Genomic DNA, 24,424 nt, shown 5'->3' with positions numbered 1-24,424 from the left:
AGCGAAGGCGTCGCCAAGTTCGAGAAGTCCTGGAACGAACTCCTCGACACCGTCGCGCAGCGACTCGGAACGTCCGCGTAGGAGGTCAACGATGTCGGATCCGCTGGACGCTTCGACACCCGCGCCGAACGAGACCGAGCCCGATCCGGACGCTCCGGAGGACCCGGCCAACCTGCAGTCGGCGGAGGGCCTGGACGAGGACGAACTCGGCACCGACCCGCTGGAGCGTGGCGTGGAACCGCCGGAGGGCTGGTCCACGACCGCCGAGGAGCGGCCGACGCCGCGGGAGCAGCGCGAGGGCGAAACCCTCGACGAGCGGCTCGCCGAGGAACTCCCGGAGACCGACTGACCGGCCGGTCGTCGGTGACGCGCGCACAATGGGCGACGTGGTCGAACCGGATGTGGCCGATTGGCGGTTCGTCGAAGGCGGACGGCTGTTGCCCGAGGTCGTGGTCTCGGCGGTGGGCTACACCTCGAGGCTCGATCATCCCGTGCTGCACCGGGGACTGCCATCGCCGGCGTTGACGCTGGTGCTGACCTTCGACGAACCCGTCATCTCCGGTTTCACCCCGGAGGAGGCCTTCGGCCGGGACGCGCACACCACCCACCTGGTGCTCGGTGGCCTGCACACCCGGCCCGTGTTCATCGCGCAGCCGCAGCTGCAGAGCGGCATCCAGCTGGCCGTGCGCCCGCTGGCGCTGCGCAGGCTCTTCGGCGTCCCCGCCGGGGAACTGAGCGAACGGGCCGTCGACGCGCGCGATGTCCTCGGTGCGGGCGTCGAGCGGCTGTGGGAGCGTCTCGGGGAATCCGCCGGCTGGGCCGAACGCTTCGAGGTGCTGGCCGGTTTCCTGCGCGACGGCATGACGGAGGTGAGGCGGGAACCTCGGCCCGAGGTGACCGAGGCGTGGAAGTGGATCGCCCGGCACCGCGGCACCGGCTCGATGGCCGCGCTGGCCGAGCACGTCCACCTCGGCGAACGTCAGCTCTCCGCGGTGTTCAAGGCCGAGTTCGGGCTGTCGCCGAAGGCGGCCTCGAGGCTGATGCGCTTCGAGCACGCCCGGCAGCGCATCGCCCTGGCCGTGCGCGAGGGAGACCGGCCGGACCTCTCGCGCACGGCCCAGGCCTGCGGTTACTACGACCACTCGCACCTGGTCCGGGACTTCCAGCAGTACGCCGGTGAGAGCCCGCGTCGCTGGATCGGTGCGGAGCTCCGAAATATCCAAGCGGGTGCGGGACAGCGCGCGGAAGACTTCCAGGCATGACTACCTCGAACAACAGGCCCGCACCGACGGTGTGGGCCACCCTCCAGGCCGAGGACGCGCTCGGATTGATCGATTTCCTGGTGAACAAGGTGGGGTTCGTCAAGACCGCCGCCCACACCGCCGGTGACACCGTCGCGCACGCCCAGCTCGACTGGCCGGAAGGCGGCGGGGTCATGCTCGGTTCCTACGACCCGGATCGGGACTGGTCGCGGAAACCGGGCACCGCAGGAATGTACGTGGTCACCGATGACCCGGATGCGCTCTACCGCCGCGTGCGGGACGCCGGTGTGGACATCGTGCAGGACATCGCCGACCAGGACTACGGCAACCGCGAGTTCGTCATCCGCGATCCGGAGGGCAACCTCTGGTCCTTCGGCTACTACCGCGGCGAACCACGACCGGGCACTTGATCGGGAGCTCGGGGGCTCCGGCATCGGCGCGGGCGGTCCGCGGAGCACGGAGCCGGAGCCCCCGGCCCTGGCGGGCTACCACCAGGGCCGGAGGCAGCCGAGCCCTCGTCCCGCCGGGCACGCTCCGCGCTGCGCGTTTTCGAGGTCAACGTGCGCGGTAGCTACCCGGTCACCAAAGGCGTGGCGCCGGGCGTGGTCGATCGCGGCTTCGGCCGGATCGCCAACCTCTCCGCGGTCTCTGCCGAACGGGGCGGCGGGGTGTTCACCGGCGCCACCTACCACGTCAACGGTGGGCTCACGGGCGTTGAGCCCTCGGCGCGCGCTGCGCGGCGGTGGAGAGGCGCTGCACCGTGCCCTCTCCGCTCGCCGACAGCAGCAGATCGCCCTCGGGGGTTGCCGCCAGACCGGCGAAGGCGCGCGGCCGGGAGGGCGGGAAGGTCGACGGGGGTGGATTTTCCCGCTCGATGCCCGGAGGTGTTCCGACGGCGAGGTTCTCGGCCTCGACCCGGCTCGCGCGGGTGCTCGGCGACACCGACAGGAGTCGCCGAGCACCCACCTCGAGGACGAAGAGCTCGTGATCGACCACGACCACGCCCTGCGGCCGGTCGAGTTCGTCCACAATGGTCTCGACGCCGTTCTCGGTCACCTCGACGACGACGCCGCGGCCCTCGTCGGTGACGTAGCACCGCTGCTGCGCGTCGGTGGCCACACCGACCGGCCGGACGAGCTCGGCCAGCACCGACCGCTCGTCGCCGGCGTCGATGCGCAGCACCCGGCCGGATCCGGACTCGGCGACCACCAGAGCGTCGCCGAGGACCGCTACGCCGAGCGGTTCGGACAGCTCGCTCGCACGCGTGCGCACGGAGCCCGTCGCCGGGTCGAAGGTGCGCACCTCGCCCTGCGTGGAAGTCACGTGCACGGCGCCCTCGGTGACCGCGAGGTCGTGGCAGGAGCCGCCGACCCGCTGTTGCAGCAGGCCATCGGTGGACAGCTCGTCGAAGGCCAGGCGGAAGTGGTCGGCGGCGTAGACCCGGCCGCGTTCGTCGGCGGCCACGCCGTAGGGGCCGTTGAGACCGCGTCCCACGACGGCTCGCGCGCGCTTCGCCTCGATCGCCGTGATGCCACCGCTGGCGAAGCTGGACACCAGCATCCGGTTCTCCCGGTCGAACGCCGCGTTGTCCATCCCCGCGACACCGGTGCGGGTCACCTCGCGACGCCCGGTGTCGGGGTCGATGCGGGTCACGATGCCCTCCTCGCCGCGGGAGAGCACGTGCAGCACGCCCTCGCGGTCGAAGCGGACCGCGACCGGCTCGTGCACTTCCGCGGCGACCTGCTCGGCGTCGCCGCCGTCGAGCCCGACCCGCCAGACCTGTCCGGTGATCATGTGCGGGTAGTACAGCAGCCCGTCCGGACCCCGCTGCATCGCGTTGCCCAGCGCCAGCCCTTCGGCCAGCACGACCGGAGCACGGTCGGGAGGCAGCTCCAGAACCCGTCCGCGCGGGAACATCTCGTTGACGAACAGCCGGTCGCCGACGCAGGTGATGCCGTTGGGCGCGCGAACTTCCTCGGACAGCAGGGAGAACTCACCGTCGGGCGAGCGCCGCCACACCCTGCTCGGCGTGATGTCGGCGACGTACATCGAACCGTCGGCGCCGAAGGCGAGGTCGTCGGGTGCCCGCGCCGGTCCGGTGGGTGGCACCACCACCTCGACCCGCCCCGTGGTGATGTCGACCGCGCTGATCTGCCCGGCGAGGAACTGCGCGACGTAGAGCAGCCCGTCCGGGCCGAAGACGACGCCGTTGGAACCCCGCAGCGGACTCGGCCGGTTGAGCCGCTCGAACCGCCAGCGGACGCTGGTCGGCGTGCCGAACTCCGGAAACCTCACCACGTGACCGGCAACTCCTCGAGACCGTAGATCGCCTTGGTGCTCGCGAAGGCGACCTCTTCGAACGGGACGGCCGAGCGCAGATCGGGGAAGCGCCGCAGCAGCGCGGGGAACGCGATGCGCATCTCCATCCGGGCCAGCGGCGCGCCCAGGCAGTGGTGGATGCCGTGCCCGAAGCCCAGGTGCGGGGACTGGGGGCGGGTCACGTCGAAGCGCTCGGGGTCGTCGAGCAGTCCCGGATCGCGGTTCGCCGCGGGCAGGTCGAACGTCACCAGATCACCGCGCCGGATCGTGGCGCCGCCGAACTCGACATCGCGCACCGCCATCCGGGGCGAGCCGCTGTTGACCACGCTCAGCCAGCGCATCAGCTCCTCGACGGCGCCGGGCACCTTCTCCGGCTCGTCGCGCACGATCGCCAGCTGGTCCGGGTGCCGGAGCAGCGCGAGGGTTCCCAGACCGAGCATGTTCGAGGTGGTCTCGTGCCCGGCGACGAGCAGCAGGTTGGCGATGCCGATGATCTCGGCGTCGGTGAGCTCGTCGGAGTGCTCGCGGATGAGCATGCCGATGAGGTCCTCGCCCGGTTCGCGTCGTGCGCGCTCGACCAGGCCGGTCATGTAGGCGAGCATTTCGCGGCCGAGCTCGGCCTTGTCCTGCTCCGGAAGGGTGGTGTCCAGCTGGCGGCGGGTGCGCTCCTGGAACTCGCCCTGATCGGCCGTGGGCACGCCGAGCAGCTCGCAGATCACCAGCGAGGGGATGGGGAGGGCGTACTGCGCCACCAGATCGGCGGGCGGGCCGTGCTCGGCCATGGCGTCGAGGTGCTGCTCGACGATCTCGGCCACGCGCGGCTCCAGGCGCCGCATCCGCCGCACGGTGAACTCGCGGGTGAGCATCCTGCGCAGCCGGTTGTGCTCCGGTGGATCCAGCGAGAGCAGGTTGCCGCTGCGATCGCCCGAGAGCTGCCGCGGATCGCGCTCCGGGCCGTCGGTGAGGTCCTGCGGTCGCCATCCGTTGACGAAGCTCTCGGTGTCGGCGAGCAGCTCGCGCACGTCCTGGTGCCGGGTCAGCAACCACGCGGACGGGCCGAACGGCGTCGGGACCCGCACGATGCCCGCACCTTCGCGCACGCCAGCGACCGCGGGTGCCGGGCCGAATTCGGTGCGTTGCCTGTCGATCGCGTCGGTGGGCACTTCGCTGCTGTGGTGGGCCACGGGGCGCTCCTCGCACTTAAGTCAGTCAAGTGACTTAAATATTACGCGTGCACGCCTGCGGTCTGGAACCGGGGTGACGTACGCGATTCGCGAAGCGGACAAATTCCCGCCGCGAAATATTGCTATCGCGGCAAGACCTTCATAGGCTCTAGCTCGCCGATCCGTCGTCGGCGTACAAGGCCCTGGCTGATTGACACAGGCAGCCAGGGCCTTGTGCTTTCCCGGTGCCCTGCGGTCACCGGAACGAAAAGCGGGGCACCGGACCAGGTCCGGTGCCCCGCTTTTCGTTCAGCCCTGGATCAGGACTCGGAGGATTCCGAGGATTCCGAGGATCCCTCGGAACGGTGCTTGGCCTCGGGCGTCCGCTTGGCGGCCGCCTGGCGCAGCTTCGTCTGCGGGCCGGGGCCCACGTCGACGGTCACGCGCTCCGACACCAGCGCCTTGGTGAAGCTGAAGCAGATCACCAGCAGCACCACGCAGAACGGCAGGCCGGTCACGATCGCCGCCGTCTGCAGCGCCGACAGCGCGTCCTCGCCGCTGGCCGCGCTGGCGCCCAGCAGCACCGCCGCGATGACGCCCTCCAGCACGGCCCAGAACAGCCGCTGCTGCCACCTCGGGTTCGGGTCACCGCCGTTGGTCAGGATGTCGACCACCAGTGAACCGGAGTCCGAGGACGTGGCGAAGAACAGCACCACGACCACGATCGCCAGCACCGAGGCCAGAATGGTCGCGATGCCGTGCACCGGGAGCTGGTTGAACAGCGAGAACATCGCCGTGTCCGAGCTCGCCTCGGCCAGCGGGTTGTTCGGGTTGGTGCTCAGCAGGCCCAGCGCGGAGTTGCCGAAGATGGACAGCCACACGAACGAGGCGCCGACCGGGGCGAACAGCGCGCCCATGATGAACGACCGGATGGTGCGGCCGTAGGAGATCCGGGCGATGAACATACCGACGAAGGGGGACCAGGAGATCCACCAACCCCAGTAGAACAGCGTCCAGGAAGCCTGCCACTCGCGGGCGTCCGGGTCGTTCGGGTAGGTCTCGAAGCTGGTCTGCGGCAGCTGCTGGATGTAGTGGCCGACGTTGCTGGCCAGCGAGTTCAACAGGTCGACGGAAGGACCGAAGAAGAACACGAACAGCATCAGGGCGAAGGCCAGCCACAGGTTGATCAGCGACAGGTTCCGGATGCCCTTGTCGATGCCGAGCATGACCGACACGACCGCGATCGCGGTGATGCCCAGGATGAGCAGCATCTGCAGCGTCGGGGTGTTGGAGACGCCGAACAGGGTCTCCAGGCCCGCGCCGACCTGCTGACCGCCGAGGCCCAGCGAGGTGGCCAGACCGAACAGCGTGCCGAACACGGCCAGCACGTCGACGACGTGGCCGACCCAGCCGTAGATGCGGTCACCGAGCAGCGGGTACAGCGCGGAGGCCGGACGCATCGGCAGGCCCTTGCGGAAGGCGAAGTAGCCCAGCGCGAGACCCAGCACGATGTAGATGGCCCACGGGTGCAGGCCCCAGTGGTAGAAGGTCAGATTCATGGCCTCAGTGCCGGCCTGGGGGGTGCCGCCCTGACCGGTCGGCGGCTCCAGGTAGTGCGTCACCGGCTCGCTGACCGCGTAGTACACCAGGCCGATGCCCATGCCGGCGGTGAACAGCATCGCGAACCACGCCTGGTTGGAGTACTCCGGCTTCGAGTCGTCCGGGCCGAGCCGCACCGAACCCCACCGGGTGAACATCAACACCACGACGAACAGCAGGAAGAAGCTGGCGCTGATGATGTAGAACCAGCCGAAGTTCGTCGTGATGAAGCTGTTCACCTTGGAGGCGACCGTCGACATCGGTCCGGGTGCGATCACCCCCCAGAGCACGAAGGCCACAGCAACGATCCCGGAGGTGATGAACACCGGCGGATTCGTATGCTCTCTCAGATAGTTCTTGATCACGTGATCACCTAACTCGACGGTTTGCACCAGCGGCCCGTCGTCGCGCCGCGTCCATTTTGGAAGCGGTCGGAAAGACTAGTCGCGGTTGGATCCTTTCGGGCCTTGATTAGGCGAATCCGATATACGTTCGATACCTGACCTCCGTGGCAGAGGGCACCTCGCGCCCAAGTGGAACTGTTGTCTCCCAGGTTGGATGACCCCTGCGTGGTGAATTAATCATCCCAGGTAAACGACGACTGCGCTCGTTTGCGCTCAGTAACTCGGCGGTGTGACATCGGTAGTCCGGGGTGGGTGTTCCCGCACTGGCGGCGTTGGTTAGGTTAGGCGCACTTTACTAACGCTTTGAGGTGTGTGGAATGCGCTGGTCGCGGACGTTGAGTGTGCTCATGACGGTCCTGTTGGGACTCGCTCTGACCGGTTGCGGGGCTTCGCAGCCCGAGCAGCGGAACCCCGGGGACGCCTCGTCCGACGGGGCGTTCCCGGCGACGATCAACACCGCGTTCGGGGACGTGACCATCCCCGAACGACCGCAGCGGGTGGTGGCCCTGGGCTGGGGCGACGCCGAGACGGCGCTGGCGCTCGGCGTGCAGCCGGTGGGCGCCTCGGACTGGCTGCCGGTCGGCGGCGACGGCGTGCCGTCCTGGCTGCCGAAGGACAAGCGCTACACCACGCCTCCGGTGATGCTGGGGACCATGGAGGTCAGCATGGAGAAGGTCGCGGCGCTCAAGCCGGACCTGATCCTGGACACCCGCGCCAGCGGTGAGAAGGACCGCTACGACCTGCTCTCCCGGCTGGGCGTGCCGGTGGTGAGCATCCCGAAGGGCGCCGAGTCCTACACCACCACCTGGGACCAGCAGCTCGACGTGATCGGCAAGGCGCTGGGCAAGACCGCCGAGGCGGAGGAGCTGCGCCGGGACGTGGAGAACAAGTTCGCCGAGGCCAAGGCCGCGCACCCCGAGTTCGCGGGCAAGACGGTGGCCATCGGCGCGAAGATGTCGCAGGGCTACGGCGCCTACGTCGGCGGCGACCAGCGCGTCGAGTTCATGCGGCGGCTGGGCTTCGAGAACTCCCCGAAGCTGCGCGAACAGGCGGGCGAGAAGTTCTTCATCAACGTCTCGCCGGAGCGAATGGACCTGTTCGACGCGGACCTGACGATGATGTTCCCGATCGGGATCAACGCGCGGGCCATCGAGGACGACCGGCTGTTCCGCTCGGTTCCCGCGGTCGAGGCCGGCCGCTCGGTCGTGCTGACCAAGCAGCTTTCGCAGGCGTTCTCGGCGGGCACCGCGCACGGAATGATGCACGCGGTCGACTCGGTCTCGCCGCAGATCGCCGAGGCCCTGGCCAAGTGATGCGAACCGTCCGCTGACGCCTGGCTCGTGCGCAGAGCAGTGCGGGCGATGAGCCGGATCACCCCCGCAGCTCCGGAATCCGGGGCAGCGGGGGTGTCGCGTTTCGGCGATGGGTGAAACCTCTCGACAGCTCGTGTTCGCGGTGACCATGCTCGTACGAGTGTTCCCGGATGAAAGGCTGCCCATGTCGCGCGCGATCCAGCTCGACGAGCCAGGTCAACTTCGCGTGGTGCCGACCTCACCTGCCTCGCCGGCCGCGGGAGAGGCCCTGGTCGACGTCGCCTGGTCGGGCATCTGCGGTTCTGACCTGGAGCTGCACGCCGGTACGCGGCCCGCCGAATTCGCGCGGTACCCGGTGGTTCCGGGGCACGAGTGGTCGGGAACCGTGCGCTCGGTCGGTCCCGACGTGGATCCCGGGCTGGTCGGCCGGAAGGCCGTGGGAGAGGGCTTCCGGTACTGCGGGCGCTGCCAGCCGTGCTTGGACGGCGACACCACGCTGTGCACCGACGACTACGACGAGACCGGCTTCACCCGGCCCGGCGCGTGGTCCGACCACCTGCTGCTGCCCGCTCGCCTGCTGCACGTTCTGCACGACACCGCGGACCTGCGCGCCGCAGCGCTGCTGGAACCCGCCTCCTGCATGGCCGCGGCAGGCCTCAAGGCCGCGGTGCAGCCCGGCGAGACGGCCGCGGTCGTCGGCGGCGGGACGCTGGGCCTGCTCGTCGTGCAGTTCCTGACCGCCGCCGGGGCCAAGGTGACGGTCGTGGATCCGCGCGAGGAACGCGCCGAACCGGCGAAGCGGTGCGGCGCGGGCGCGTTCACCACACCGGATCGGGTTTCGGGCGGCTTCGACGTGGTCGTCGAAGCCGCGGGCGCCTCCGGCACGGGCCGGCTGGCGGTCGCGCTCACCCGGCGCGGCGGCCGGGTGGTGCTGACCGGCATGGCGCACGAGGACGCCGAGCCGCTGCCGCCCGCGGACCTGGTGGCCGCGGCGATCACGGTGCACACCGTTTTCGGCGCTTCGTCGAAGGCCTGGTCGCACGCGGTCCGCGCGTTCTCCGCGGGGTTGCTGGACCCGGAACCGTTGATCACGCACGAGTACCCGTTGGAGGATGCGGAGCGCGCCCTGGACGTCCTCGCGGATCCCCGGGTGCCGACCGGCAAGGTGTTGCTGCATCCCTGAGAGGGCGTCCGCGGACGCCTCGAGGGCCGGCCTGCTTCTGCTCGCGGCCGCTGCGCCTCTACCGGATCAACGACGAGCGCCAAACGGAGGTTCGCATGCTCGAGCAGGTGACCGGCCCCATCGCGCACCACGGCGAAGGCCCGGTGTGGTTCGCCGGCTGGCCGGGTCTGCGCTGGGTCGACATGCTCGCCGGGGACGTGCTGACCCTCGACTCGGCCAGCGGGGAGGTGCGCCGCAGCCACGTCGGCGCGGTCGCGGCGGTCGTGCGTCCCCGGAGTTCGGGCGGTGCGGTGCTGGCGCTGGAGCGCGGCTTCGCGTTCGCCGACGACTCGTTGGGCGAGCTCGAAGTGCTGCCGGAGGTCTTCGCCGACGCGAAGCTGCGGTTCAACGAGGGGTCGGTGGCCCCGGACGGCAGCTTCTACTGCGGTTCGATGTCCTACGACGAACTCCCGGGAGCGGGCTCGCTCTTCCGCCTGGACCCGACCGGCCGCGTGGAGCGGGTCCTGGACGGCATCACCATCTCCAACGGCCTCAACTGGAGCCCCGACGGAACGCGGGCCTACTACGTGGACACGCCCACGCAGCGCATCGATGTCTTCGACTACGCGGGCGGGCGGCTGCGGAACCGCCGCCCGTTCGCCGAGATCGACCCGGCCGCCGGATCGCCGGACGGCCTGTGCCTCGACACCGAAGGCGGTGTCTGGGTGGCGCTTTGGGGCGGGGGCGCGGTGCGGCGCTACGCCCCGGACGGTGAGCTCACCGATGTCATCGAGGTTCCGGCGCCGCGCGTGACGGCCTGCGCGTTCGGCGGTCCCGATCTGGACGAGCTCCACATCACCACCTCGCAGATCGAAACCGACCGGAACGAATACCCTCAGGCCGGTTCGGTATTCCGCGCGACAACGGGGGCGCGGGGCTTGCCGATCCGGGCCTACGACGGCTGAATCCGCCGCAATTCTCGCCGCACCCGGGGCTCGTTTCACTCCGTCGTGGGCAACCGGGTGCGCGCTTCGCCGAGCGGGATCCCGCGGGAATTCGGCACCGCCCGGACGATCCGAATTCCGCGAAATCCATCGCCTCCGCGCGGATTCACGGCGTGAGAATCGCCCGCGGGTTCGACCCGCTTCAGATCGTCGATGGCGTCCTGGAAACGTTCCAGCGGGTACTTGCTTGTGTGCAGCCGCACCGCGCCTCGGTCGGCCAGCGCCATCGGTTTCGCAAAAAACCGACCAGGTTCCGGATGGAATTGATCTCGCTCGAGATGATGTCGATGGTTGGCACGTTGATGTTCTCGCCGTAGCCGACCACGCGGTAGTCGCCCGCGCCGCAGCATCCGCACCCCGTCGCTGGTCGCACCGCCCGCACTGACGAGGCCGATCTCGACCAGCACGTCGTACGGGCCGGTCGGTTCCGGCGCCGGGACCTCGGTCTGCCGCATCGGCTCGTGGCAGCCGACGACCTGGACTGCTCTCGTGGCACGTGCTCCTGTTCGCGCTCGTCGGTGGTGGGTTCGGGGTGGCGGGTGCGCAGCGGCCCTCGGCAGAAGTGCGAGTCGCCCTCCGCGGAGACGCGGATGGCGCGGGCGAAGCGAAACCGCACCGAGACCTGCGCCTGGGTGCTCGGCTCGCCGTGCTCGTCGACCAGCACCGGTGCCTCGGGTGCGTTGCCGAGGCCAGGCCGACCGCGGCCCTGCGCCGCAGGAGCGCCCGCGTGTTCGGGGACGCCGCGATCAACCGCTCGCTGGACCGCGTGCGCCTGGCTCCGGGCTGCTACTTCGCCGAGCAGAACGCGGGCATCAACGGGTGGGACTGGTGCTGGCGGACCGGTCTCTCCCGCTCGCGCGCGGCATCGAGCACTTCTGCGCGGGACTGCGCGGCTACACCGCCGCCGCCCGGTGCTGGATCCCTGGGGGCGGCGTCGTCGGCGGTGTCAACCTCACGACCGGTCGGAGTCCGCCTCCGAGCTGCTGTCGGCGCCGTCCCGTCGCCGCGGGCAACACGTCGGCGCTGATGCCGGCCAGGGCGGTGGTCGCACCCGCAGCCGATGCCGCGCGGCGAGGTGTTCCGGGGTCTGCGCCGACCAGCTTCACGCGCCCGGGGCATCGTGCTGACACCCGGTTGGCGCAACGCCTTCGCGGAGGCGAGGTCGGCTTTCACGCGCGGCCTGGCCGCGGTGATCGTGGGCGAGCAGGGCACCGGCAAGACGGCCCTGGTCTCGCTGGCCCGCCTGGAACTGCGCCGTGAGCGACTGTTCAGGACCCGCCCGCCCGGGCCGCAGGACATGGACGCCTGGCTGGAGCTGTGGGCCCCCGGAGCTGGGCAAGGACCGCACGTGCGTGATCGTGTCGGGCGCCGACCGACTGTCGGCTTGGGCGACCGCCGAACTGGCGAGGATGTTCGCCCGCGTCCCGCAGCGGCGACGACCTCCGGAAGACGGCCCAGTACCGGATCAACATCCCCGCTCGGAGCACCCCGGGGAACTCGGAGTCGAATCGGCCTCGACCCCCTAGGAGATGTTTCAGTTTGAAACTTGCGTGCCGGTGCCGGTGGCGGAACCTCGGAGACCGTCGGCCTGCGGGATCCGCGACCTGCGCGGCGCTGCGGCTGTCCTCGCCGACGACGTCCGAGAACCGGTGGGGTTGCGGCTGAGTCCCACACCCCACCCGCACACGGCTATCGCCGCATCCTGGACTCCCGGGGCGTCGAGGCCGACCGGTCGATCACTCGATCAGCCGCTCAGGCGTGCGGATCGAACGGGATTCCCTCCGGCTTACCGCTCTCCAGGTTGCCGTTGAACGCGCTGTCCTTGATGGACAGACTGGCGCTGCCGAAGTCCGCGGCGGTCAGCTTGTCCCGCAGTCCCTGGTCCGGCCAGTTGTCCCAGCTGATCAGCGCCGGGTACTGGTACTGCCCGTAGTGGTTCTCGGCCTGCTCCCCGGCGCCCGCGAGCCGGAACGCGTGGGTGCCGATCCCGTCCTTGTGGTAGATGATCTTCGGGTGGGTCCCCTCCCACTGCACCTCATCGCTGGGGTAGGTCGAGTAGTCGCCGTGCGCCGAGGTGGAGACGTACCTGGCCTGGTCGCCCTCCACCCACACGATCACGTGCTCGATGTCGTGGCGGTGGCCGCCCAGACCGCTGCCCGCGACGGCCTGATCCTTCTCAAAGTAGAGGTCGTAGATGTAGGCGCACCAACCGTTGTTGCACTTCGAGCGCGAGTAGGAATTGGTGTTGTCGAGGTCGGACTGATCGTGGCAGTTGCCGTTGACCGCGCCGCCGAGATCCAGGCCGGGGGCCAGGGTGCCGTCCGAACCGATGGCGGGCGTGGGGTAGCAACCATCGCCGTCGTAGTCGAAGGCGGGCTGCCACTTGGCATCCGCGGCGGTGGCGCTCTCCGGCAGCGCGGACGGCGGATCGGCGAAGGCGACGGGCGGCAGCGCGAGCATCAGGGCCCCGGCGCCCGCCAGAGCGGCCGTGAAGCCCCGGATGCGGCTGTCCATAGTGGGCATGGTTGGCATTCCTCCCGGCTCGGGTGCGGACGGAACCGAACGGTATCGATTCCTGCTCGTTGCCAGGAAAAATCGAACTGAACGAATTCGGTACCCCTGAATGCCAACGATGAGCGCTCGGGTATTTCCCAGTTTCACCGATTGCGCCGGAAAACCGCGCGGGCGATGCGGCGCGTTCACCCCGCGAGCGAGCTGGTCGGTGCGGGCGGGAACGGCGCGGTCAGCTCAGGTCGCCGCGCAGCGAGATCATCATCCGGTCGAGCGGGGTGAGCTCGTCGGCGGTAGTGCTCGCCCACACGTAGGCGTCGTGCTCGGTGAGCCGCACCCGATCGCCGGTCGCGGTGACGCTCCAGGTGTGCTGTCGCGCGAGCAGGCCGTCTCGCGTGGTGTAGTCGTGCGCGGCGAGATAGGCGGTGACCTCGGCGATCCGCAGACCCGTCTCCTCGCGGACCTCGCGTCGCAACGCCTGCAGCAGATCGGCGTCGCCAGCCTCGACCTTGCCGCCGGGAAACTCCCACTCGCCACCACGAGCTCCTCCGGCGGGCCTGCGCAGCAGCAGGACGCGGTCCTGCCGGGTGACGACCGCGCGCACGATCTGCTGGTGCACGCCTTCGGCGAGATCGCGCGCTACCAGCTTGGCGAGTTCGGGATGCACGCTGACCAGTCTGGCGTCGACCACCGACGGCCGCTCCCCGGTGGCGTCCCGGTCGATCACCGCCGGCCGGGTCGTTGCGGCCGGACCGGTTTGACGCGGCCCGTTCCACGTCGTTGACTCGGGGCGTTGATGTCGTGCGCAGGGGAGTGAACCGATGTCGGATGGCCGGGTGCACAGGATCGCCGCGATTCCCGCCGACGGGGTCGGCACCGAGGTCGTTGCCGCGGGACGTGCCGTGCTGGATGCGCTCGCGGCAGATTCCGGTGGCCGGTTCTCCTTTGAGTGGACCGAGTTCCCGTGGGGTTGCGGGTACTACGACAAGACCGGGCTGATGATGGCCGAGGACGGCCTGGAACAGCTCCAGGACTTCGACGCGATCTACTTCGGGGCGGTCGGCTGGCCGAGCGTGCCCGACCACATCAGCCTGTGGGGGTTGCGGCTGCGGATCTGCCAGAACTTCGATCAGTGGGCCAACATCCGACCGGTGCGCTTTCATCCCGGCGTGACCTCGCCGCTGCGCAAAGCCGATGACACCCCGCTGGACTGGATCGTGGTGCGGGAGAACAGCGAGGGCGAATACGCAGGCCTCGGTGGGCGCAACCTGTCCGGCCGCGGGCCGGGCAACGAGGTCGCGTTGCAGACCTCGCTGTTCACCGAGACGGGCTGCGAGCGCGTCGTGCGCTTCGCGTTCGACCTGGCGCGCACCCGGGACCGCAAGAAGGTGTCGTCGGTGACCAAGAGCAACGCGCAGCAGCACGGGATGGTGCTCTGGGACGAGGTGTTCGAGCGCGTCGCCGCCGGCCACCCCGATGTGGAGACCGACAGCGTCCTCGTCGACGCGATGTCGGCGAAGTTCGTCCTGCAGCCGGAGGACCTATCGGTGGTGGTGGCCTCCAACCTGCACGCCGACATCCTCTCCGATCTCGGCTCCGCCCTGTCCGGGAGCCTCGGCCTGGCGGCCAGCGCGAACCTCAACCCGGACCGCCGGTTCCCCTCCATGTTCGAACCGGTCCACGGTTCCGCACCGGACATCGCGGGCAAGGGTCTGGCAAACCCGATCGGAGCCATCGGCAGTGCCGCGCTGATGCTCGACCACTTCGGCCATCACGGCGAGGCCGACCGGGTGCGCGCGGCGATCGACGCCACGACCGGCGCCGGCGTCGTGACGCCGGACGTGGGTGGAGATGCGCGCACCGAGCAGGTGGTGGATTCGATCATCGGCAACCTGTGAGCGACGGCGTCTCGCGCTCGGCGAGATCGGTCAGCCGTCGGCTCGATCGGTCGTGAGCAGCGCGTTCTGCCCGTTGAGCACCGAGTCGAGCAGTTGCAGGACCTCTGCGGTTTCGGCGGGCGGGCCGAGCACGATCAGCTTGAGCCGGTCCTGGGTCTCGTCGTAGGCGCTCTGGATGCGGACGGTCTGGCCGGCGGTGACGCTGGCGAGGGCGAGGGTGCTCAGCCGGTCGGCGGCCGTCCGGTCCACGCCGTCGATCTGCACGATGCTGGAAACCTCGACCGAGGTCGTCGTGCGGGACTGCTGGGTGCCGGTGAGCTGCTCCAGGTCGGAACGCGAGATGCGGTACTGCTTGCCGATCCGGACCGCGTTGAGCTGGCCCGACCGGATGTAGCTGCGCACTGTCCGCACGTGGAGCCCGAGCAGTGCCGCCACCTGCTCGACTGAGTACATATCGTCCTGCATTAGCGTTCATCATACGGCATGAAAGGGAATGAAGCGTCGTCAGCATGGCGGGTCGGCTCGCCCTCGCGCAGGTGCTGCGGGCGGCGTGCGCGGGGGAGAACGCTCCGGGTGCGAGCGGATAGGGTGGCCTCGCACCGTGAAGAGCGGTCGATGGAGTGGGGAACCCATGCAGGGACGGGCGCTGGCACCCGACGGAACCTCGCTGGCCTACCAGGTCGAAGGTGACGGGTTGCCGCTGGTGCTGCTGGCCGGTCAGGCCAACAGTCATCGGTGGTGGGACGAGGTGCGCTACGACTTCCGAGCAACGCACCGGACGATCACCGTCGACTACCGCGGCACCGGCGACAGCGGAAAGCCCGACAAGCCCTACTCCACACCCGGTTTCGCCGAGGACGTCATCGCCGTGCTCGACGAGCTCGGCATCGAAACCGCCGACGTCTACGGCACGTCCATGGGCGGGCGCATCGCGCAGTGGCTGGCCATCAACCATCCCGAACGCGTGCGCAAGCTGGTGCTGGGCTGCACCACGCCCGGTGGGGCGAACGCCATCGAACGCGACGACGAGGTGCGGCGCTTGCTCGTCCAGCCGGATGCGCACGCGCTGGCCAAGGTCGTACTCGAGCTGATGTACAGCCCGGAATGGCTCGCCGACCACGACGGGCCCCGCAACGTGCTGGGTGATCGCCGAATGCCGGCCTACGCGATGCGCAGGCACCGCATTGCCAGCAGCGAGCACGACGCATGGGACGAGCTGCCCCGCGTTCGAGCCGAGACGCTGATCCTGCACGGTGATGACGACCGGCTCACCCCGGTGCGCAATGCCGATCTGCTGGCCGAGCGGATCCCGAACGCGCGGCTGCATGTGTTCCCCGGCGCGCGGCACGCCTACTTCCACGAAGCTCGCGCCACCGCGAGCAAACTCGTCACCGCCTTCCTCAACGAGTAGCCCTTTCCTCGCCGAGCGCTCCTTTCGTGCTGCGGTCAGTGGGACATTGCGGTCACCGGGAAGTGCAGCGCCGCGCGAACTCGACAGCCCGGGCGAAGATCGCCTCGCCGTTCTCGGCGCCGCGCCACATGTGTCCGGCACCCGGTATCAGGTGCAGATCCACCGGCACACCGGCCTCGCGCAACGCGTTCGCGAGCAGCTCGCTCTGCGAGGGCGGTACCGACTCGTCGGCGGTTCCGTGGGCGAGATGGAACGGCGGCGCGTCGGAATGCACCCGCGCAACCGGGCTCGCCGCACTGGCGAGCTGGGAAGCGTGCGTGGCGGGCGCACCGAGCAGCAGCGCCTCCCGCGAGTCCGGGTCGTCCCGCGACGGCAGCGCGTCGAGGTCGGCTGGCCCGTACCAATCCACCACACCGACGACGCCGCGGGCATCGGCCCGGCTGGCATCGAGACCCAACAACGCGGCCAGATGGCCACCCGCCGACTCACCCCACAGCACGATCCGTTCCGCGTCGACCCCCAGGTCGGCGGCGCGGGCGCGGATCCAGTGCAAGGCGGCCGAGACGTCTTCGAACTGCGCGGGGAACACGGCCTCGGCGCTGAGCCGGTAGTCGACGGAGATCACGGCGAATCCCGCGTCCACCAGCCGATCGAACGCTCCCGGGAGCCAATCCGACCAGGTGGGGCAGAAAAGCGTGCGCGAGCCGAGCCGCCAACCACCACCGTGCACGAAGAGCACCACCGGCGCCGGTTCCCGCGTCGCTGGGAGGTGGAGATCGGCCAGCAGCGGCCGGAAACCGCTGGGCGCCGCGTAGGGGGCCGCACGCAGCAGGCGGCCGGACGTGCCCGCCGGTTCGGGCGCGGGAAGCGGTTCGGTGAGCGGATCGATCATGCCCGGTGGCGTCGTCATGACGGGAGCCTCCCGGACCCGGGGGTGTGCCACTGGTGGTCGGGTAAGAATCGGACGTCGTACTCCTGCGGGACGGTGCCGAACTTGCCGGGTTCGGGAACCACCGGTTCGCCCGGCAGACCCTGCGCATCGGTGGGTTCGCCGAGGGTTTCGAAGAAGCGCTCGAAGGTGCCGCCGGGGCCGGCCGCGACGCCGACGACGCGGCTGTGGTGTCGCTCGATCCGGTAGGCGTGCGGGCAGTTCTTCGGCACGAAGCCGAAGTCACCTTCACCGAGCAACTTTTCGTGCTGACCGCCGCCGGTGTCCTCGACGAACAGCCGGACGGCGCCATCGGTGATGTAGAAGACCTCGTAGGTGTCCGGGTGCACGTGCGCGGGGATGATCTCGCCTTTCGGCCCCTCGCAGGTGAAGAAGTTGAAGGTGTTCTCGGTCTGCTCCCCGCCCGCGTAGATGGTGAACAGGTCGCCGAAGAGATGAGCGCGATCGCCCATGCCCTTCTCGATGAAGTAGGGCTTACCCGGGGAAGCGGGGATCTGCGAGCGCGTCCGATGGGGCGTGGCGAACTCGGCGGTCATGACGTCCTCCTGACGAGCTGGCGGATACTGTCAAGGTACCTGACAATCGGGGGAGTGGCGCAAGCACCCGGGACGTGATTCGTGCGATCGTGGGTGTCGTCGACACGGGCAGGGGAGAGATGGACGAGCACACGCTGAACACGCCGCAACGGCTCGCCGCGGCCAAACGCTGGTTCGACGACGCCCTGCTCAACAGCATGCAGCTGGCGGGGGAGCGGTCCGTGACCGTCGCGCAGGCGGCAGTGTTCGCGGCACTCGACGAGGACGGCACGTCGGTCTCCGAGCTCGCCCGCCGCATCGGCACGACGCGCCAGTCGACCCACCAGGCGGTGCACGGGCTCATCGAGATGGGCCTGCTGGAGCAGAACCCCGATCCGGGCTCCGCGCGCAGCCGGTTGGTGCGGGTCACCGAGGAGGGGGCCCGCGTGCATCAGCGCGCGCTGCGCACCATCGCGCGCATCGAGGACGAGCTGGCCCAGCGCATCGGGGTCGCGGCGTTCGAGGCGCTGCGCGAGGCGCTGCGGAGCCCGTGGGGCGAACCGCCGCTCATTCGCTAGCCCGAGACCCTATCGGGGCTTTCGCAGGCTTGTCCGCGCGTGCACGATGGATACCCGCGCCGGTGCGGCCCCGCTGCTCCGGCGCAGCTCCGCCGGGCGTCAGGAGGCGAGTCATGGCCGGTTTTCCGATCGCGCACGTAGCGGTCACCGTGTCCGATCTCCAGCGCAGCACCCGCTGGTACCGGGCGCTGTTCGGCGCCGACCCGGTGCTCGACGAGGAGGAGAAGACCGGCGGGTTCCACCACACCGTCTTCGCCCTCGACGGCGGCCAGCTGTTCGGGCTGCACGCCCACCCGAGCGGCCCGAAGGGCGCCTTCGACGAGCACCGCCCCGGTTTGGATCACGTGGCCTTCGCCTGCCGCGACCGCGCGGAGCTGGAGTCCTGGGTGACCCATCTCGACGAGCTCGACATCCAGCACGGGGGCATCGTCGACGCCCACTACGGTTCCGGCGTGTCGTTCCGCGACCCGGACAACATCGCGCTGGAGTTCTTCGCGCCACCGGCGTGATCGCCTCGCCGCTGACGAGCCCGCCGAGCGGTTCGTGCCGGGCACGTGGATGACCGCGCTCCGCGGACGTCCGTCGATCGGGACGGACCGAGGCGGCGGCGTGCGATTCGTCTCGGCTGTCGGTGGTTCAGCCGCACCGGGATGGGCTGCCGTGTGGATCGTCGCCGCTGTCCGGACGCCGTCGCGGTGTTCGATGGCGGTCCTGCGCAGAGCCCGGAAAGCCCCGCGCTGCGGTCCGCTGACCTGCGAATCGGCGCGAATCGGAGCCCTTCGGTAGGCTTGGCCGATACCCCCGGTTGAGCCTCAACCGTGGTCACCGCGGCGCCTGGTCGATCGGTCGGCCCGCCGGCCTTCGTGCCGCGCGGCAGGAGTGCTCGCGACCGCGCGTTGCGGCCGAATCCGACTCGCGACGTGGGTGGTTTCAATGGCCGACCCGGGAATTTCCAGCGCGCTCGGCCCAGCGGCGCGTGATGGACGATTACGACTTCGGGTGCGGCGGCCCGGTGGTGGCGCGGTGGTGGTGCAGGCGACGGGTGCTCTCGACGCGGACGGGGAGCGCTACCTCACCGAGCCCATGCGTCAGCGGCTCGCCGGTACGGCCCGCAGGGTGATCCTCGATCTTTCCGGCGTGACCTTCGTGAACACCGCCGGGGTGCGGGTGCTGCTGGAGGCCGCCTATCGCGCGGAGACCAAGGGCAAGCACCTGGTGCTGGTCTCCTGTCCGGCGGTGGACCGGTTGCTCTGGTTGCTGGGGCTCGCGGAGCGGTTCACCTACGCCCCCTCGGCCGAGGAGGCCGTCGGAGCCTGAAGGCCGCTGCGGACGCATCGTGCCTCGCGGCCTCCGACTCGGGCGCGTTGCGGGATTGGCAAATTGCTTTGCCAGTTTCTTCCCGCCTCGGGCATCTTGGCCGTAGGAGGTGGTCAGCGATGTCGAAATCGCAGTTGACCGACTACGACGTGGTCGTCGTCGGAGGTGGAGCAGCCGGGTTGAACGCCGCGCTGGTGCTGGCGCGTTCCCGGCGTGCCGTGCTCGTGATCGACAGCGGGCGCCCGCGCAACGCACCGGCCGCGCACGTGCACGGGTTCTTCTCGCGCGACGGCACACCGCCCGGTGAGCTGCTCGCCGAGGGCAGGCGGGAGATCACCGGGTACGGCGGGCACGTCCTCGACGCCGAGGTGCGCGAGGTGGAGCGCGGCGACGAGCGCTTCCGGTTGCGGCTCGATGACGGCCGGGAGGTGCGTGCTCGACGGGTGTTGCTGGCCACGGGTCTGGCCGACGAGCTGCCGGACGTGCCCGGTCTGGCCGAGCGGTGGGGCCGGGACGTGCTGCACTGCCCGTACTGCCACGGCTGGGAAGTGCGCGACGAGCCGATCGCCGTGCTCGGTACCGGTCCGATGAGCCCGCACCAGGCCCTGCTGTTCCGGCAGTGGAGCGACCGCATCACCCTGCTGCTCGACGGAATCGATCGCCCGACCGGCGAGCAGGCGGCCAAGCTCGCGGCGCGGGGCGTGCAAGTGATCGCCGAACCGGTGGACCGGTTGGAGATCGCCGACGACCGGTTGCGCGGCGTGCGGCTGCGAAGCGGCCGGCTCGTCGAGGCGAGCGCCGTCGCAGTGGCTCCGCGGATGGTGGCCCGATCGGAGCCTGCGGCTCGGCTCGGGCTGGAACCGGTCCCGCATCCCGCGGGCAGCCACATCCCCTCCGAAGCCGGTGGGCGGACCTCGATTCCCGGGGTCTGGGTGGCCGGGAACCTGACCGATCTCAAGGCGACGGTCGTCGCCGCCGCCGCGTCCGGGGCCGAGTCCGGCGCGATGATCAACGCCGACCTGGTCGAGGAGGACGCCGAACGCGCCGTGAAGGAACCGTTCTCCGCGGTGGCGGAGAACCGCACGTGCGAGGTCGCCATGGGCAACGGGCGACACGGGCTCTAGGGAGGATCGGGAAGTGATGGACGCCGAGATCTGGGACGCGCGGTACCAGGAGAAGGAGCGGATCTTCAGCGGAAACGCGAACGGCGTGCTCGTGGACGAGGCCGCGGGCATCGAGCCCGGGCAGGCGCTCGACCTCGGGTGCGGGGAGGGCGCGGACGCGATCTGGCTGGCCGGGCGCGGCTGGCGGGTCACCGCCCTGGACATCTCGCGGGTGGCGGTCGAGCGGGCCCGGGAGGTGGTCGCCGAGGAGGCGCCCGAGCTGGCCGGGCGGATCGCGTGGGTGCGCGCCGACCTCGCCGAGAGCTCCCCGCCAGAGGACTCCTTCGACCTGGTCAGCGCGCAGTACCTGCCGCTCGAGCGCGCCCACGGCGAGGCGCAGGTGCGGGGCGTGCTGGCATCGGTCGCGGTGGGCGGCGTGCTGTTGTTCGTCGGCCACGATCCGCGCGATGTCCCCGCCGACCACGGCTTCGATCCGGCCGACTACTTCCTGGCCGGGGACGTCAAGCGGTTCCTGGGCGAGGACTGGCGGATCGAGGCCGACGAGCTTCGGGAACGAGCCGATCCCGGCCCGCCCGGAGCGCACCACGTGCACGACGTCGTGCTGCGGGCGCGTCGGCTCCGCTAGGGGCCTGCTGGGCGCGCCTCCCCGTCAAGAAGCTCTGCGCAGCGCCGGGGTCGCGCGCCAGGTCTCGGCGACGTCGCGCACCGGAACGTCCAGGGCGTCGCACAGGCTCACCACCGTGCCGAACGCCGGGGTCGGCAACCGCCCGGTCTCGATCTTGCGCAGCGTCTCCGGCGAGATCCCCGCGGCGTGGGCGATCTCGCCGAGATCGCGGTCGGCGCGCGCTTCGCGCAGCAACTTGCCGACGCGGGCGCCGGCCGCGAGCTGCTCGCTGGTGAGCGGATTGCGGACCATGCGGGCAGAATACGGTGGTATTAGTATACCGGCAAGGTGGTACGGTATTTAAATACCTGCCGTCTGGTTCTTGGGGAGCGCTGTCGTGATCGAGTTGAAGTCGTCGGCCGAGATCGAACGGATGCGCGTCGCGGGCGCGTTCGTGCACCAGATGCTCTCCGAGGTGGCCGATCTGGCGAAAGTCGGCGTCAACCTGATGGACCTGGAGTTCCACGTGCGCAGGAACATCGAGGAGCGCGGTGCGGTCTCCTGCTACTGGGACTACGCGCCCTCGTTCGGCGAGGGCCCGTTCCGGAACGTGATCTGCCTGTCGGTCAACGACGCGGTGCTGCACGGGCTCCCGCACGACTACGTGTTGCGCGATGGCGACGTGCTCAGCGCGGATCTGGCGGTGAGCATCGACGGCTGGGTCGCCGACTCCGCGCGCACCGTCATCGTCGGGACCGCGAACGAGCGGGACAGCGCTCTCGTTCGCTGCACCGAGGAAGCGCTGGAGGCGGCCATCGACGTCGCGCGGCCGGAGGCCCGGCTCGGCGACATCTCCAACGCCATCGAGCGCGTCGCCACCGGTTATGGCTACCCGATCAACACCCAGTTCGGCGGGCACGGTCTCGGGCGCACCATGCACGAGGACCCGCACGTGGCCAACCGGGGCCGCGCTGGTCGCGGTCTCAAGCTGCGTCCCGGGCTGACGATCGCGATCGAGCCGTGGTTCGCCCGCACGACCGATGAGGTCTACACCGATGATGACGGCTGGACGATCCGTTCCGCGGATGGCTCCAACACTGCTCACTCCGAGCACACGATCGCCATCACGGAGAACGGGCCGCAGGTCCTCACCCGCCCCTGATGGTTACGGGTGGTATTGGTCTCGGGTGGTCTCTGCGGTGCGTGGGGTGATCGACTACTCCGAACGGGTTGTTCGAGAAGCGTCGAAACTCCGGTAGCGTCTCATAGCGTGATGGGGGAGGGACGTCAGCAGGGCGCACGTGCTCCGCTCGGCCTGTCGTGCGGACCGCCCGCTCATGGCGGGCGCGGCGAAGCGGTGGTCTGATGTTCCGTCCGCATCCGTTCAGCTGGGTGCCCGCAGAAGGGCAGCGGCACGCCACCACCGACGCCAAACCCCGTTACGGCTACCACGGCACCCGGGTGCGCACGCTGTGCAGTCGATCCGTTTTCGTCGAGGACTCCGACATCGCGTGGTTGTGGCCGACCTGCCCGGGGTGCAACGAAGGCGCTCACGACCTCGCCGATGTCCCCATGATCGGCTCGGGAGCGCCGGGCCTGCTGGAACTGGAGTAGCGGCCCGGCGCGACAAGCTCAGCGCAGGTTGCGCTTGAACAGCTCGAGCAGATTCGTCCAGTGCCGCTCGGCGCCCTCGGCGTGGTACGAGGCGGTGTCGGCCTGCGTGTAACCGTGGGCCGCGCCCTCGTAGACCTCCGCTCGGAAGGTCACACCGGCCTCGGTCAGCGCCGTGTTGAGCCGCCCGATCTGCTCCGGCGGCAGCGCTTGGTCGTTGTCGGCGTGCCCGAAGTACAGCTCCGCGGTGATCCGGTCGGCGACCCGGTGCGGGCTGTCGGGTTCCTCGGTGGCCAGGCCGCCGCCGTGGAATCCGCCCATCGCCGCGATGCGCGCGGGATAGGCGCCCGCGGTGCGCAGCGCCATGACAGCGCCCATGCAGTAGCCGGTCACGCCGACCGGACCGTCGGTGACGTCCGGGCTGTCGTTGAGCCACTGCAGGTACGCGCCCGCGTCGCGGACGGCCAGCTCCGGCGTGAGCGCCTGCATGACCGGGCCGATGGTCTGGAAGATCTCCGGCCGGGAATGCGGGTCGATGAATTCCGGCAGGTCGAACACCGGCGTGCGGCCTGCGCGGTAGAAGGCGTTGGGCACGAGCACGGTGTAGCCCTCGGCCGCGAGCCGGTCGGCCATCTTGTACAGGTGCGGCCGCAGGCCGAAGGCGTCCATGTAGAACAGCACGCCCGGGTGCGGACCTTCGGTCTCGGGCATCGCCAGGTAGGCATCGGCGACCCCGTCGGGCGTGGCGACGTCAACCGTGCTTCCGCGTACTGCGGTCATAGCGGGAGTGTCCCTCCTCGTTCGTTCGCGCGGGTTCAACCGATCTATACACCTCGCCCGCAGGCTTCGGTGAGCCGGTGCGCGTCGTCGAAAGCCGGATGAACCTCGGGGTTCTTGCCGGACCGCTGCGTTCGCGGGCCACTTCGGACGGTCACTCCTCGGCCGGAGGGTTCCCCGCGGTGCCGAGCTTCCAGTAGCCGCGAACCGACATCCGTTCCGGCGGCAGGCCGCGCTCGTCGCGCAGGTGTCTGCGCAGCGGGGCCATCATCGCGGCCTCGCCGGCGCCGAAGACGAAGCAGTTCGCGGCCAGCGGCAGCTCGGCGACGGTCTTGACGAGCCCGGTGCCGTCGATCTCCGGCAGCCAGGTGATCTGCGCTTCGCGGCCGCCGCCGAGTTCGCGCGGTGCACCGCGCGCGATCGCCACGACGCGCACGGTCGTCGTCGACGGGAGCTCCTCGAGGAACCGCTCGGCGGCAGGCAGCGCCGTCTCGTCGGCGACCAGCAGGTACTCCGCGCAGTTCGCGGGGAAGATCTGCGATCCGCGCGGGCCGAGCACGCCGAGCTTCGAACCGGGCTCGGCCGCTGCCGCCCAGCGTCCGACAGCGCCGTGCTCGTGCGTGACGAAGTCCAGGGTGAGCTCGCGCGCGTCCGCGTCGAAGTGCCGGATCGTGTAGTCGCGCAGGCCGGTCGGTTTCTCGCCCGGCCCGGGCAGCGGGATCTCCCCGGTGGACGGGTCGGGCACGGCGAGCTTGACGTGATCGGTGGCCGCGCGGGCGGGGAACGGGAACTCCGGTTCCAAGTCGTCACCGGTGAGCACCACGCGTCGCATCGTGGGCGAGAGCTCCTGGATTCGGGCCGCATACAGTTGACGGCGCCGGGGTTCGTGCATGACTCGCTCGA

At 70.0% G+C, this 24,424-nt stretch carries 27 protein-coding genes; 15 read left to right on the top strand and 12 right to left on the bottom strand.

The window, feature by feature from the left end; genetic code table 11:
* Positions 1 to 91 precede the first annotated feature (91 nt).
* From ABD289_RS17780 to ABD289_RS17770, 3 genes are read left to right on the top strand one after another with little or no spacing between them, the layout of a single operon-like run.
* The gene (locus ABD289_RS17780) at positions 92 to 349 is read left to right on the top strand and encodes a hypothetical protein (protein WP_344133621.1); all 258 of its coding nucleotides are present in this window, start codon (positions 92 to 94) and stop codon (positions 347 to 349) included.
* 37 nt (positions 350 to 386) lie between these two features.
* Positions 387 to 1,262: an AraC family transcriptional regulator gene (locus ABD289_RS17775; protein ID WP_344133619.1), complete on the top strand. Its 876-nt coding sequence runs from the start codon at positions 387 to 389 to the stop codon at positions 1,260 to 1,262.
* A complete protein-coding gene (locus ABD289_RS17770) occupies positions 1,259 to 1,672 on the top strand; it encodes a VOC family protein (RefSeq protein ID WP_344133617.1) in 414 nt (137 codons plus the stop codon). Before ABD289_RS17775 ends, ABD289_RS17770 begins: the two co-directional genes overlap by 4 nt.
* Positions 1,673 to 1,967: 295 nt before the next feature.
* Here ABD289_RS17770 and ABD289_RS17765 read toward each other — a convergent pair whose 3' ends face one another.
* The 3 genes from ABD289_RS17765 to ABD289_RS17755 all read right to left on the bottom strand — a co-directional run bounded on the left by ABD289_RS17765 (position 1,968) and on the right by ABD289_RS17755 (position 6,669).
* Positions 1,968 to 3,560 carry a hypothetical protein gene (locus tag ABD289_RS17765; RefSeq protein ID WP_344133614.1) on the bottom strand — a complete coding sequence of 531 codons (1,593 nt, stop codon included), beginning with the start codon at positions 3,558 to 3,560 and terminating at the stop codon, positions 1,968 to 1,970.
* On the bottom strand, positions 3,554 to 4,765 hold the full coding sequence (locus tag ABD289_RS17760; protein WP_344133611.1) for a cytochrome P450: 1,212 nt from the start codon (positions 4,763 to 4,765) through the stop codon (positions 3,554 to 3,556). The genes ABD289_RS17765 and ABD289_RS17760 overlap by 7 nt, the downstream gene beginning before the upstream one ends.
* A 299-nt stretch (positions 4,766 to 5,064) precedes the next feature.
* Positions 5,065 to 6,669: a BCCT family transporter gene (locus ABD289_RS17755; RefSeq protein WP_344133608.1), complete on the bottom strand. Its 1,605-nt coding sequence runs from the start codon at positions 6,667 to 6,669 to the stop codon at positions 5,065 to 5,067.
* Between the two features lie 425 nt (positions 6,670 to 7,094).
* On the opposite strand from ABD289_RS17755, the gene ABD289_RS17750 reads away from it, so the two are divergent.
* The 3 genes from ABD289_RS17750 to ABD289_RS17740 all read left to right on the top strand — a co-directional run bounded on the left by ABD289_RS17750 (position 7,095) and on the right by ABD289_RS17740 (position 10,187).
* Positions 7,095 to 8,060: an iron-siderophore ABC transporter substrate-binding protein gene (locus ABD289_RS17750; protein ID WP_344133605.1), complete on the top strand. Its 966-nt coding sequence runs from the start codon at positions 7,095 to 7,097 to the stop codon at positions 8,058 to 8,060.
* 160 nt (positions 8,061 to 8,220) lie between these two features.
* On the top strand, positions 8,221 to 9,243 hold the full coding sequence (locus tag ABD289_RS17745) for a zinc-dependent alcohol dehydrogenase (protein WP_344133603.1): 1,023 nt from the start codon (positions 8,221 to 8,223) through the stop codon (positions 9,241 to 9,243).
* A 95-nt stretch (positions 9,244 to 9,338) separates the two neighbouring features.
* Positions 9,339 to 10,187, top strand: coding sequence for an SMP-30/gluconolactonase/LRE family protein (locus ABD289_RS17740; RefSeq protein ID WP_344133600.1), 849 nt, complete (start codon positions 9,339 to 9,341; stop codon positions 10,185 to 10,187).
* Positions 10,188 to 10,222: 35 nt separating this feature from the next.
* Here the strand turns inward: ABD289_RS17740 and ABD289_RS17735 are convergent, their stop codons facing one another.
* The 3 genes from ABD289_RS17735 to ABD289_RS17725 form a co-directional block, all read right to left on the bottom strand.
* Complete coding sequence (locus ABD289_RS17735) at positions 10,223 to 10,681, bottom strand: hypothetical protein (RefSeq protein WP_344133597.1); 459 nt, start codon at positions 10,679 to 10,681, stop codon at positions 10,223 to 10,225.
* A gap of 1,297 nt (positions 10,682 to 11,978) precedes the next feature.
* Complete coding sequence (locus ABD289_RS17730; protein WP_425564712.1) at positions 11,979 to 12,749, bottom strand: NPP1 family protein; 771 nt, start codon at positions 12,747 to 12,749, stop codon at positions 11,979 to 11,981.
* 220 nt (positions 12,750 to 12,969) lie between these two features.
* Positions 12,970 to 13,464 (bottom strand): NUDIX domain-containing protein, encoded by a 495-nt coding sequence (locus ABD289_RS17725; protein WP_344133594.1) that lies wholly within the window; start codon positions 13,462 to 13,464, stop codon positions 12,970 to 12,972.
* 94 nt (positions 13,465 to 13,558) lie between these two features.
* Here ABD289_RS17725 and ABD289_RS17720 point away from each other — a divergent pair, with 94 nt between their 5' ends.
* Positions 13,559 to 14,635 carry a tartrate dehydrogenase gene (locus ABD289_RS17720; RefSeq protein ID WP_344133591.1) on the top strand — a complete coding sequence of 359 codons (1,077 nt, stop codon included), beginning with the start codon at positions 13,559 to 13,561 and terminating at the stop codon, positions 14,633 to 14,635.
* 30 nt (positions 14,636 to 14,665) lie between these two features.
* On the opposite strand, the gene ABD289_RS17715 is transcribed toward ABD289_RS17720, so the two are convergent.
* Complete coding sequence (locus tag ABD289_RS17715) at positions 14,666 to 15,100, bottom strand: helix-turn-helix domain-containing protein (protein ID WP_344133588.1); 435 nt, start codon at positions 15,098 to 15,100, stop codon at positions 14,666 to 14,668.
* 166 nt (positions 15,101 to 15,266) lie between these two features.
* Between ABD289_RS17715 and ABD289_RS17710 the strand changes: the two genes are divergently transcribed.
* Positions 15,267 to 16,046 (top strand): alpha/beta fold hydrolase, encoded by a 780-nt coding sequence (locus ABD289_RS17710; protein ID WP_344133585.1) that lies wholly within the window; start codon positions 15,267 to 15,269, stop codon positions 16,044 to 16,046.
* A 52-nt stretch (positions 16,047 to 16,098) separates the two neighbouring features.
* On the opposite strand, the gene ABD289_RS17705 is transcribed toward ABD289_RS17710, so the two are convergent.
* Together ABD289_RS17705 and ABD289_RS17700 are read right to left on the bottom strand one after the other, a co-directional pair.
* Positions 16,099 to 16,956 carry an alpha/beta hydrolase fold domain-containing protein gene (locus ABD289_RS17705; RefSeq protein WP_344133582.1) on the bottom strand — a complete coding sequence of 286 codons (858 nt, stop codon included), beginning with the start codon at positions 16,954 to 16,956 and terminating at the stop codon, positions 16,099 to 16,101.
* On the bottom strand, positions 16,953 to 17,531 hold the full coding sequence (locus ABD289_RS17700; RefSeq protein WP_344133579.1) for a quercetin 2,3-dioxygenase: 579 nt from the start codon (positions 17,529 to 17,531) through the stop codon (positions 16,953 to 16,955). The genes ABD289_RS17705 and ABD289_RS17700 overlap by 4 nt, the downstream gene beginning before the upstream one ends.
* Positions 17,532 to 17,605: 74 nt before the next feature.
* Between ABD289_RS17700 and ABD289_RS17695 the strand changes: the two genes are divergently transcribed.
* The 5 genes from ABD289_RS17695 (at position 17,606) to ABD289_RS17675 (ending at position 21,154) form a co-directional block, all read left to right on the top strand.
* Positions 17,606 to 18,088, top strand: a complete 483-nt coding sequence (locus ABD289_RS17695) for a MarR family winged helix-turn-helix transcriptional regulator (RefSeq protein WP_344133576.1) — start codon at positions 17,606 to 17,608, stop codon at positions 18,086 to 18,088.
* 113 nt (positions 18,089 to 18,201) lie between these two features.
* Positions 18,202 to 18,597 carry a VOC family protein gene (locus tag ABD289_RS17690; RefSeq protein ID WP_344133573.1) on the top strand — a complete coding sequence of 132 codons (396 nt, stop codon included), beginning with the start codon at positions 18,202 to 18,204 and terminating at the stop codon, positions 18,595 to 18,597.
* A gap of 514 nt (positions 18,598 to 19,111) precedes the next feature.
* Positions 19,112 to 19,405, top strand: coding sequence for an STAS domain-containing protein (locus ABD289_RS17685; RefSeq protein ID WP_344133570.1), 294 nt, complete (start codon positions 19,112 to 19,114; stop codon positions 19,403 to 19,405).
* Positions 19,406 to 19,524: 119 nt separating this feature from the next.
* Complete coding sequence (locus tag ABD289_RS17680) at positions 19,525 to 20,529, top strand: NAD(P)/FAD-dependent oxidoreductase (RefSeq protein WP_344133567.1); 1,005 nt, start codon at positions 19,525 to 19,527, stop codon at positions 20,527 to 20,529.
* Between the two features lie 16 nt (positions 20,530 to 20,545).
* Positions 20,546 to 21,154 carry a class I SAM-dependent methyltransferase gene (locus ABD289_RS17675; protein ID WP_344133564.1) on the top strand — a complete coding sequence of 203 codons (609 nt, stop codon included), beginning with the start codon at positions 20,546 to 20,548 and terminating at the stop codon, positions 21,152 to 21,154.
* Between the two features lie 24 nt (positions 21,155 to 21,178).
* Here ABD289_RS17675 and ABD289_RS17670 read toward each other — a convergent pair whose 3' ends face one another.
* A complete protein-coding gene (locus ABD289_RS17670) occupies positions 21,179 to 21,445 on the bottom strand; it encodes a helix-turn-helix transcriptional regulator (protein ID WP_344133561.1) in 267 nt (88 codons plus the stop codon).
* Between the two features lie 85 nt (positions 21,446 to 21,530).
* Here ABD289_RS17670 and map point away from each other — a divergent pair, with 85 nt between their 5' ends.
* Together map and ABD289_RS17660 are read left to right on the top strand one after the other, a co-directional pair.
* Entirely contained in the window at positions 21,531 to 22,295 is a 765-nt protein-coding gene (map, locus tag ABD289_RS17665; RefSeq protein ID WP_344133557.1) for a type I methionyl aminopeptidase, read from the top strand.
* Positions 22,296 to 22,498: 203 nt separating this feature from the next.
* Entirely contained in the window at positions 22,499 to 22,747 is a 249-nt protein-coding gene (locus tag ABD289_RS17660) for an HC3 family zinc finger protein (protein WP_344133554.1), read from the top strand.
* Positions 22,748 to 22,765: 18 nt separating this feature from the next.
* Here ABD289_RS17660 and ABD289_RS17655 read toward each other — a convergent pair whose 3' ends face one another.
* The gene (locus ABD289_RS17655) at positions 22,766 to 23,524 is read right to left on the bottom strand and encodes a dienelactone hydrolase family protein (RefSeq protein WP_344133551.1); all 759 of its coding nucleotides are present in this window, start codon (positions 23,522 to 23,524) and stop codon (positions 22,766 to 22,768) included.
* Positions 23,525 to 23,675: 151 nt separating this feature from the next.
* On the bottom strand, positions 23,676 to 24,413 hold the full coding sequence (locus tag ABD289_RS17650) for a siderophore-interacting protein (protein WP_344133548.1): 738 nt from the start codon (positions 24,411 to 24,413) through the stop codon (positions 23,676 to 23,678).
* Positions 24,414 to 24,424: the final 11 nt, after the last annotated feature.

This window comes from Saccharopolyspora halophila, from assembly GCF_039531955.1.
In the GTDB taxonomy this organism is placed as follows: domain Bacteria; phylum Actinomycetota; class Actinomycetes; order Mycobacteriales; family Pseudonocardiaceae; genus Saccharopolyspora; species Saccharopolyspora halophila.
The sequence above is the reverse complement of the archived record's forward strand: the minus strand, read 5'-3'. Positions and strand labels throughout refer to the sequence as shown.

Bases quoted from the DNA above. Each gene is read 5' to 3' on its own strand.
- ABD289_RS17735 (WP_344133597.1), bottom strand. From the start codon at position 10,681: ATGCGGCAGACCGAGGTCCCGGCGCCGGAACCGACCGGCCCGTACGAC.
- ABD289_RS17660 (WP_344133554.1), top strand. From the start codon at position 22,499: ATGTTCCGTCCGCATCCGTTCAGCTGGGTGCCCGCAGAAGGGCAGCGG.
- ABD289_RS17715 (WP_344133588.1), bottom strand. From the start codon at position 15,100: ATGCAGGACGATATGTACTCAGTCGAGCAGGTGGCGGCACTGCTCGGG.
- ABD289_RS17740 (WP_344133600.1), top strand. From the start codon at position 9,339: ATGCTCGAGCAGGTGACCGGCCCCATCGCGCACCACGGCGAAGGCCCG.
- ABD289_RS17710 (WP_344133585.1), top strand. From the start codon at position 15,267: ATGCAGGGACGGGCGCTGGCACCCGACGGAACCTCGCTGGCCTACCAG.
- ABD289_RS17780 (WP_344133621.1), top strand. From the start codon at position 92: ATGTCGGATCCGCTGGACGCTTCGACACCCGCGCCGAACGAGACCGAG.
- ABD289_RS17655 (WP_344133551.1), bottom strand. From the start codon at position 23,524: ATGACCGCAGTACGCGGAAGCACGGTTGACGTCGCCACGCCCGACGGG.
- ABD289_RS17720 (WP_344133591.1), top strand. From the start codon at position 13,559: ATGTCGGATGGCCGGGTGCACAGGATCGCCGCGATTCCCGCCGACGGG.
- ABD289_RS17730 (WP_425564712.1), bottom strand. From the start codon at position 12,749: ATGCCCACTATGGACAGCCGCATCCGGGGCTTCACGGCCGCTCTGGCG.
- ABD289_RS17675 (WP_344133564.1), top strand. From the start codon at position 20,546: ATGGACGCCGAGATCTGGGACGCGCGGTACCAGGAGAAGGAGCGGATC.
- ABD289_RS17700 (WP_344133579.1), bottom strand. From the start codon at position 17,531: ATGACCGCCGAGTTCGCCACGCCCCATCGGACGCGCTCGCAGATCCCC.
- ABD289_RS17670 (WP_344133561.1), bottom strand. From the start codon at position 21,445: ATGGTCCGCAATCCGCTCACCAGCGAGCAGCTCGCGGCCGGCGCCCGC.
- ABD289_RS17705 (WP_344133582.1), bottom strand. From the start codon at position 16,956: ATGACGACGCCACCGGGCATGATCGATCCGCTCACCGAACCGCTTCCC.
- ABD289_RS17690 (WP_344133573.1), top strand. From the start codon at position 18,202: ATGGCCGGTTTTCCGATCGCGCACGTAGCGGTCACCGTGTCCGATCTC.
- ABD289_RS17680 (WP_344133567.1), top strand. From the start codon at position 19,525: ATGTCGAAATCGCAGTTGACCGACTACGACGTGGTCGTCGTCGGAGGT.
- ABD289_RS17650 (WP_344133548.1), bottom strand. From the start codon at position 24,413: ATGCACGAACCCCGGCGCCGTCAACTGTATGCGGCCCGAATCCAGGAG.
- ABD289_RS17750 (WP_344133605.1), top strand. From the start codon at position 7,095: ATGACGGTCCTGTTGGGACTCGCTCTGACCGGTTGCGGGGCTTCGCAG.
- ABD289_RS17770 (WP_344133617.1), top strand. From the start codon at position 1,259: ATGACTACCTCGAACAACAGGCCCGCACCGACGGTGTGGGCCACCCTC.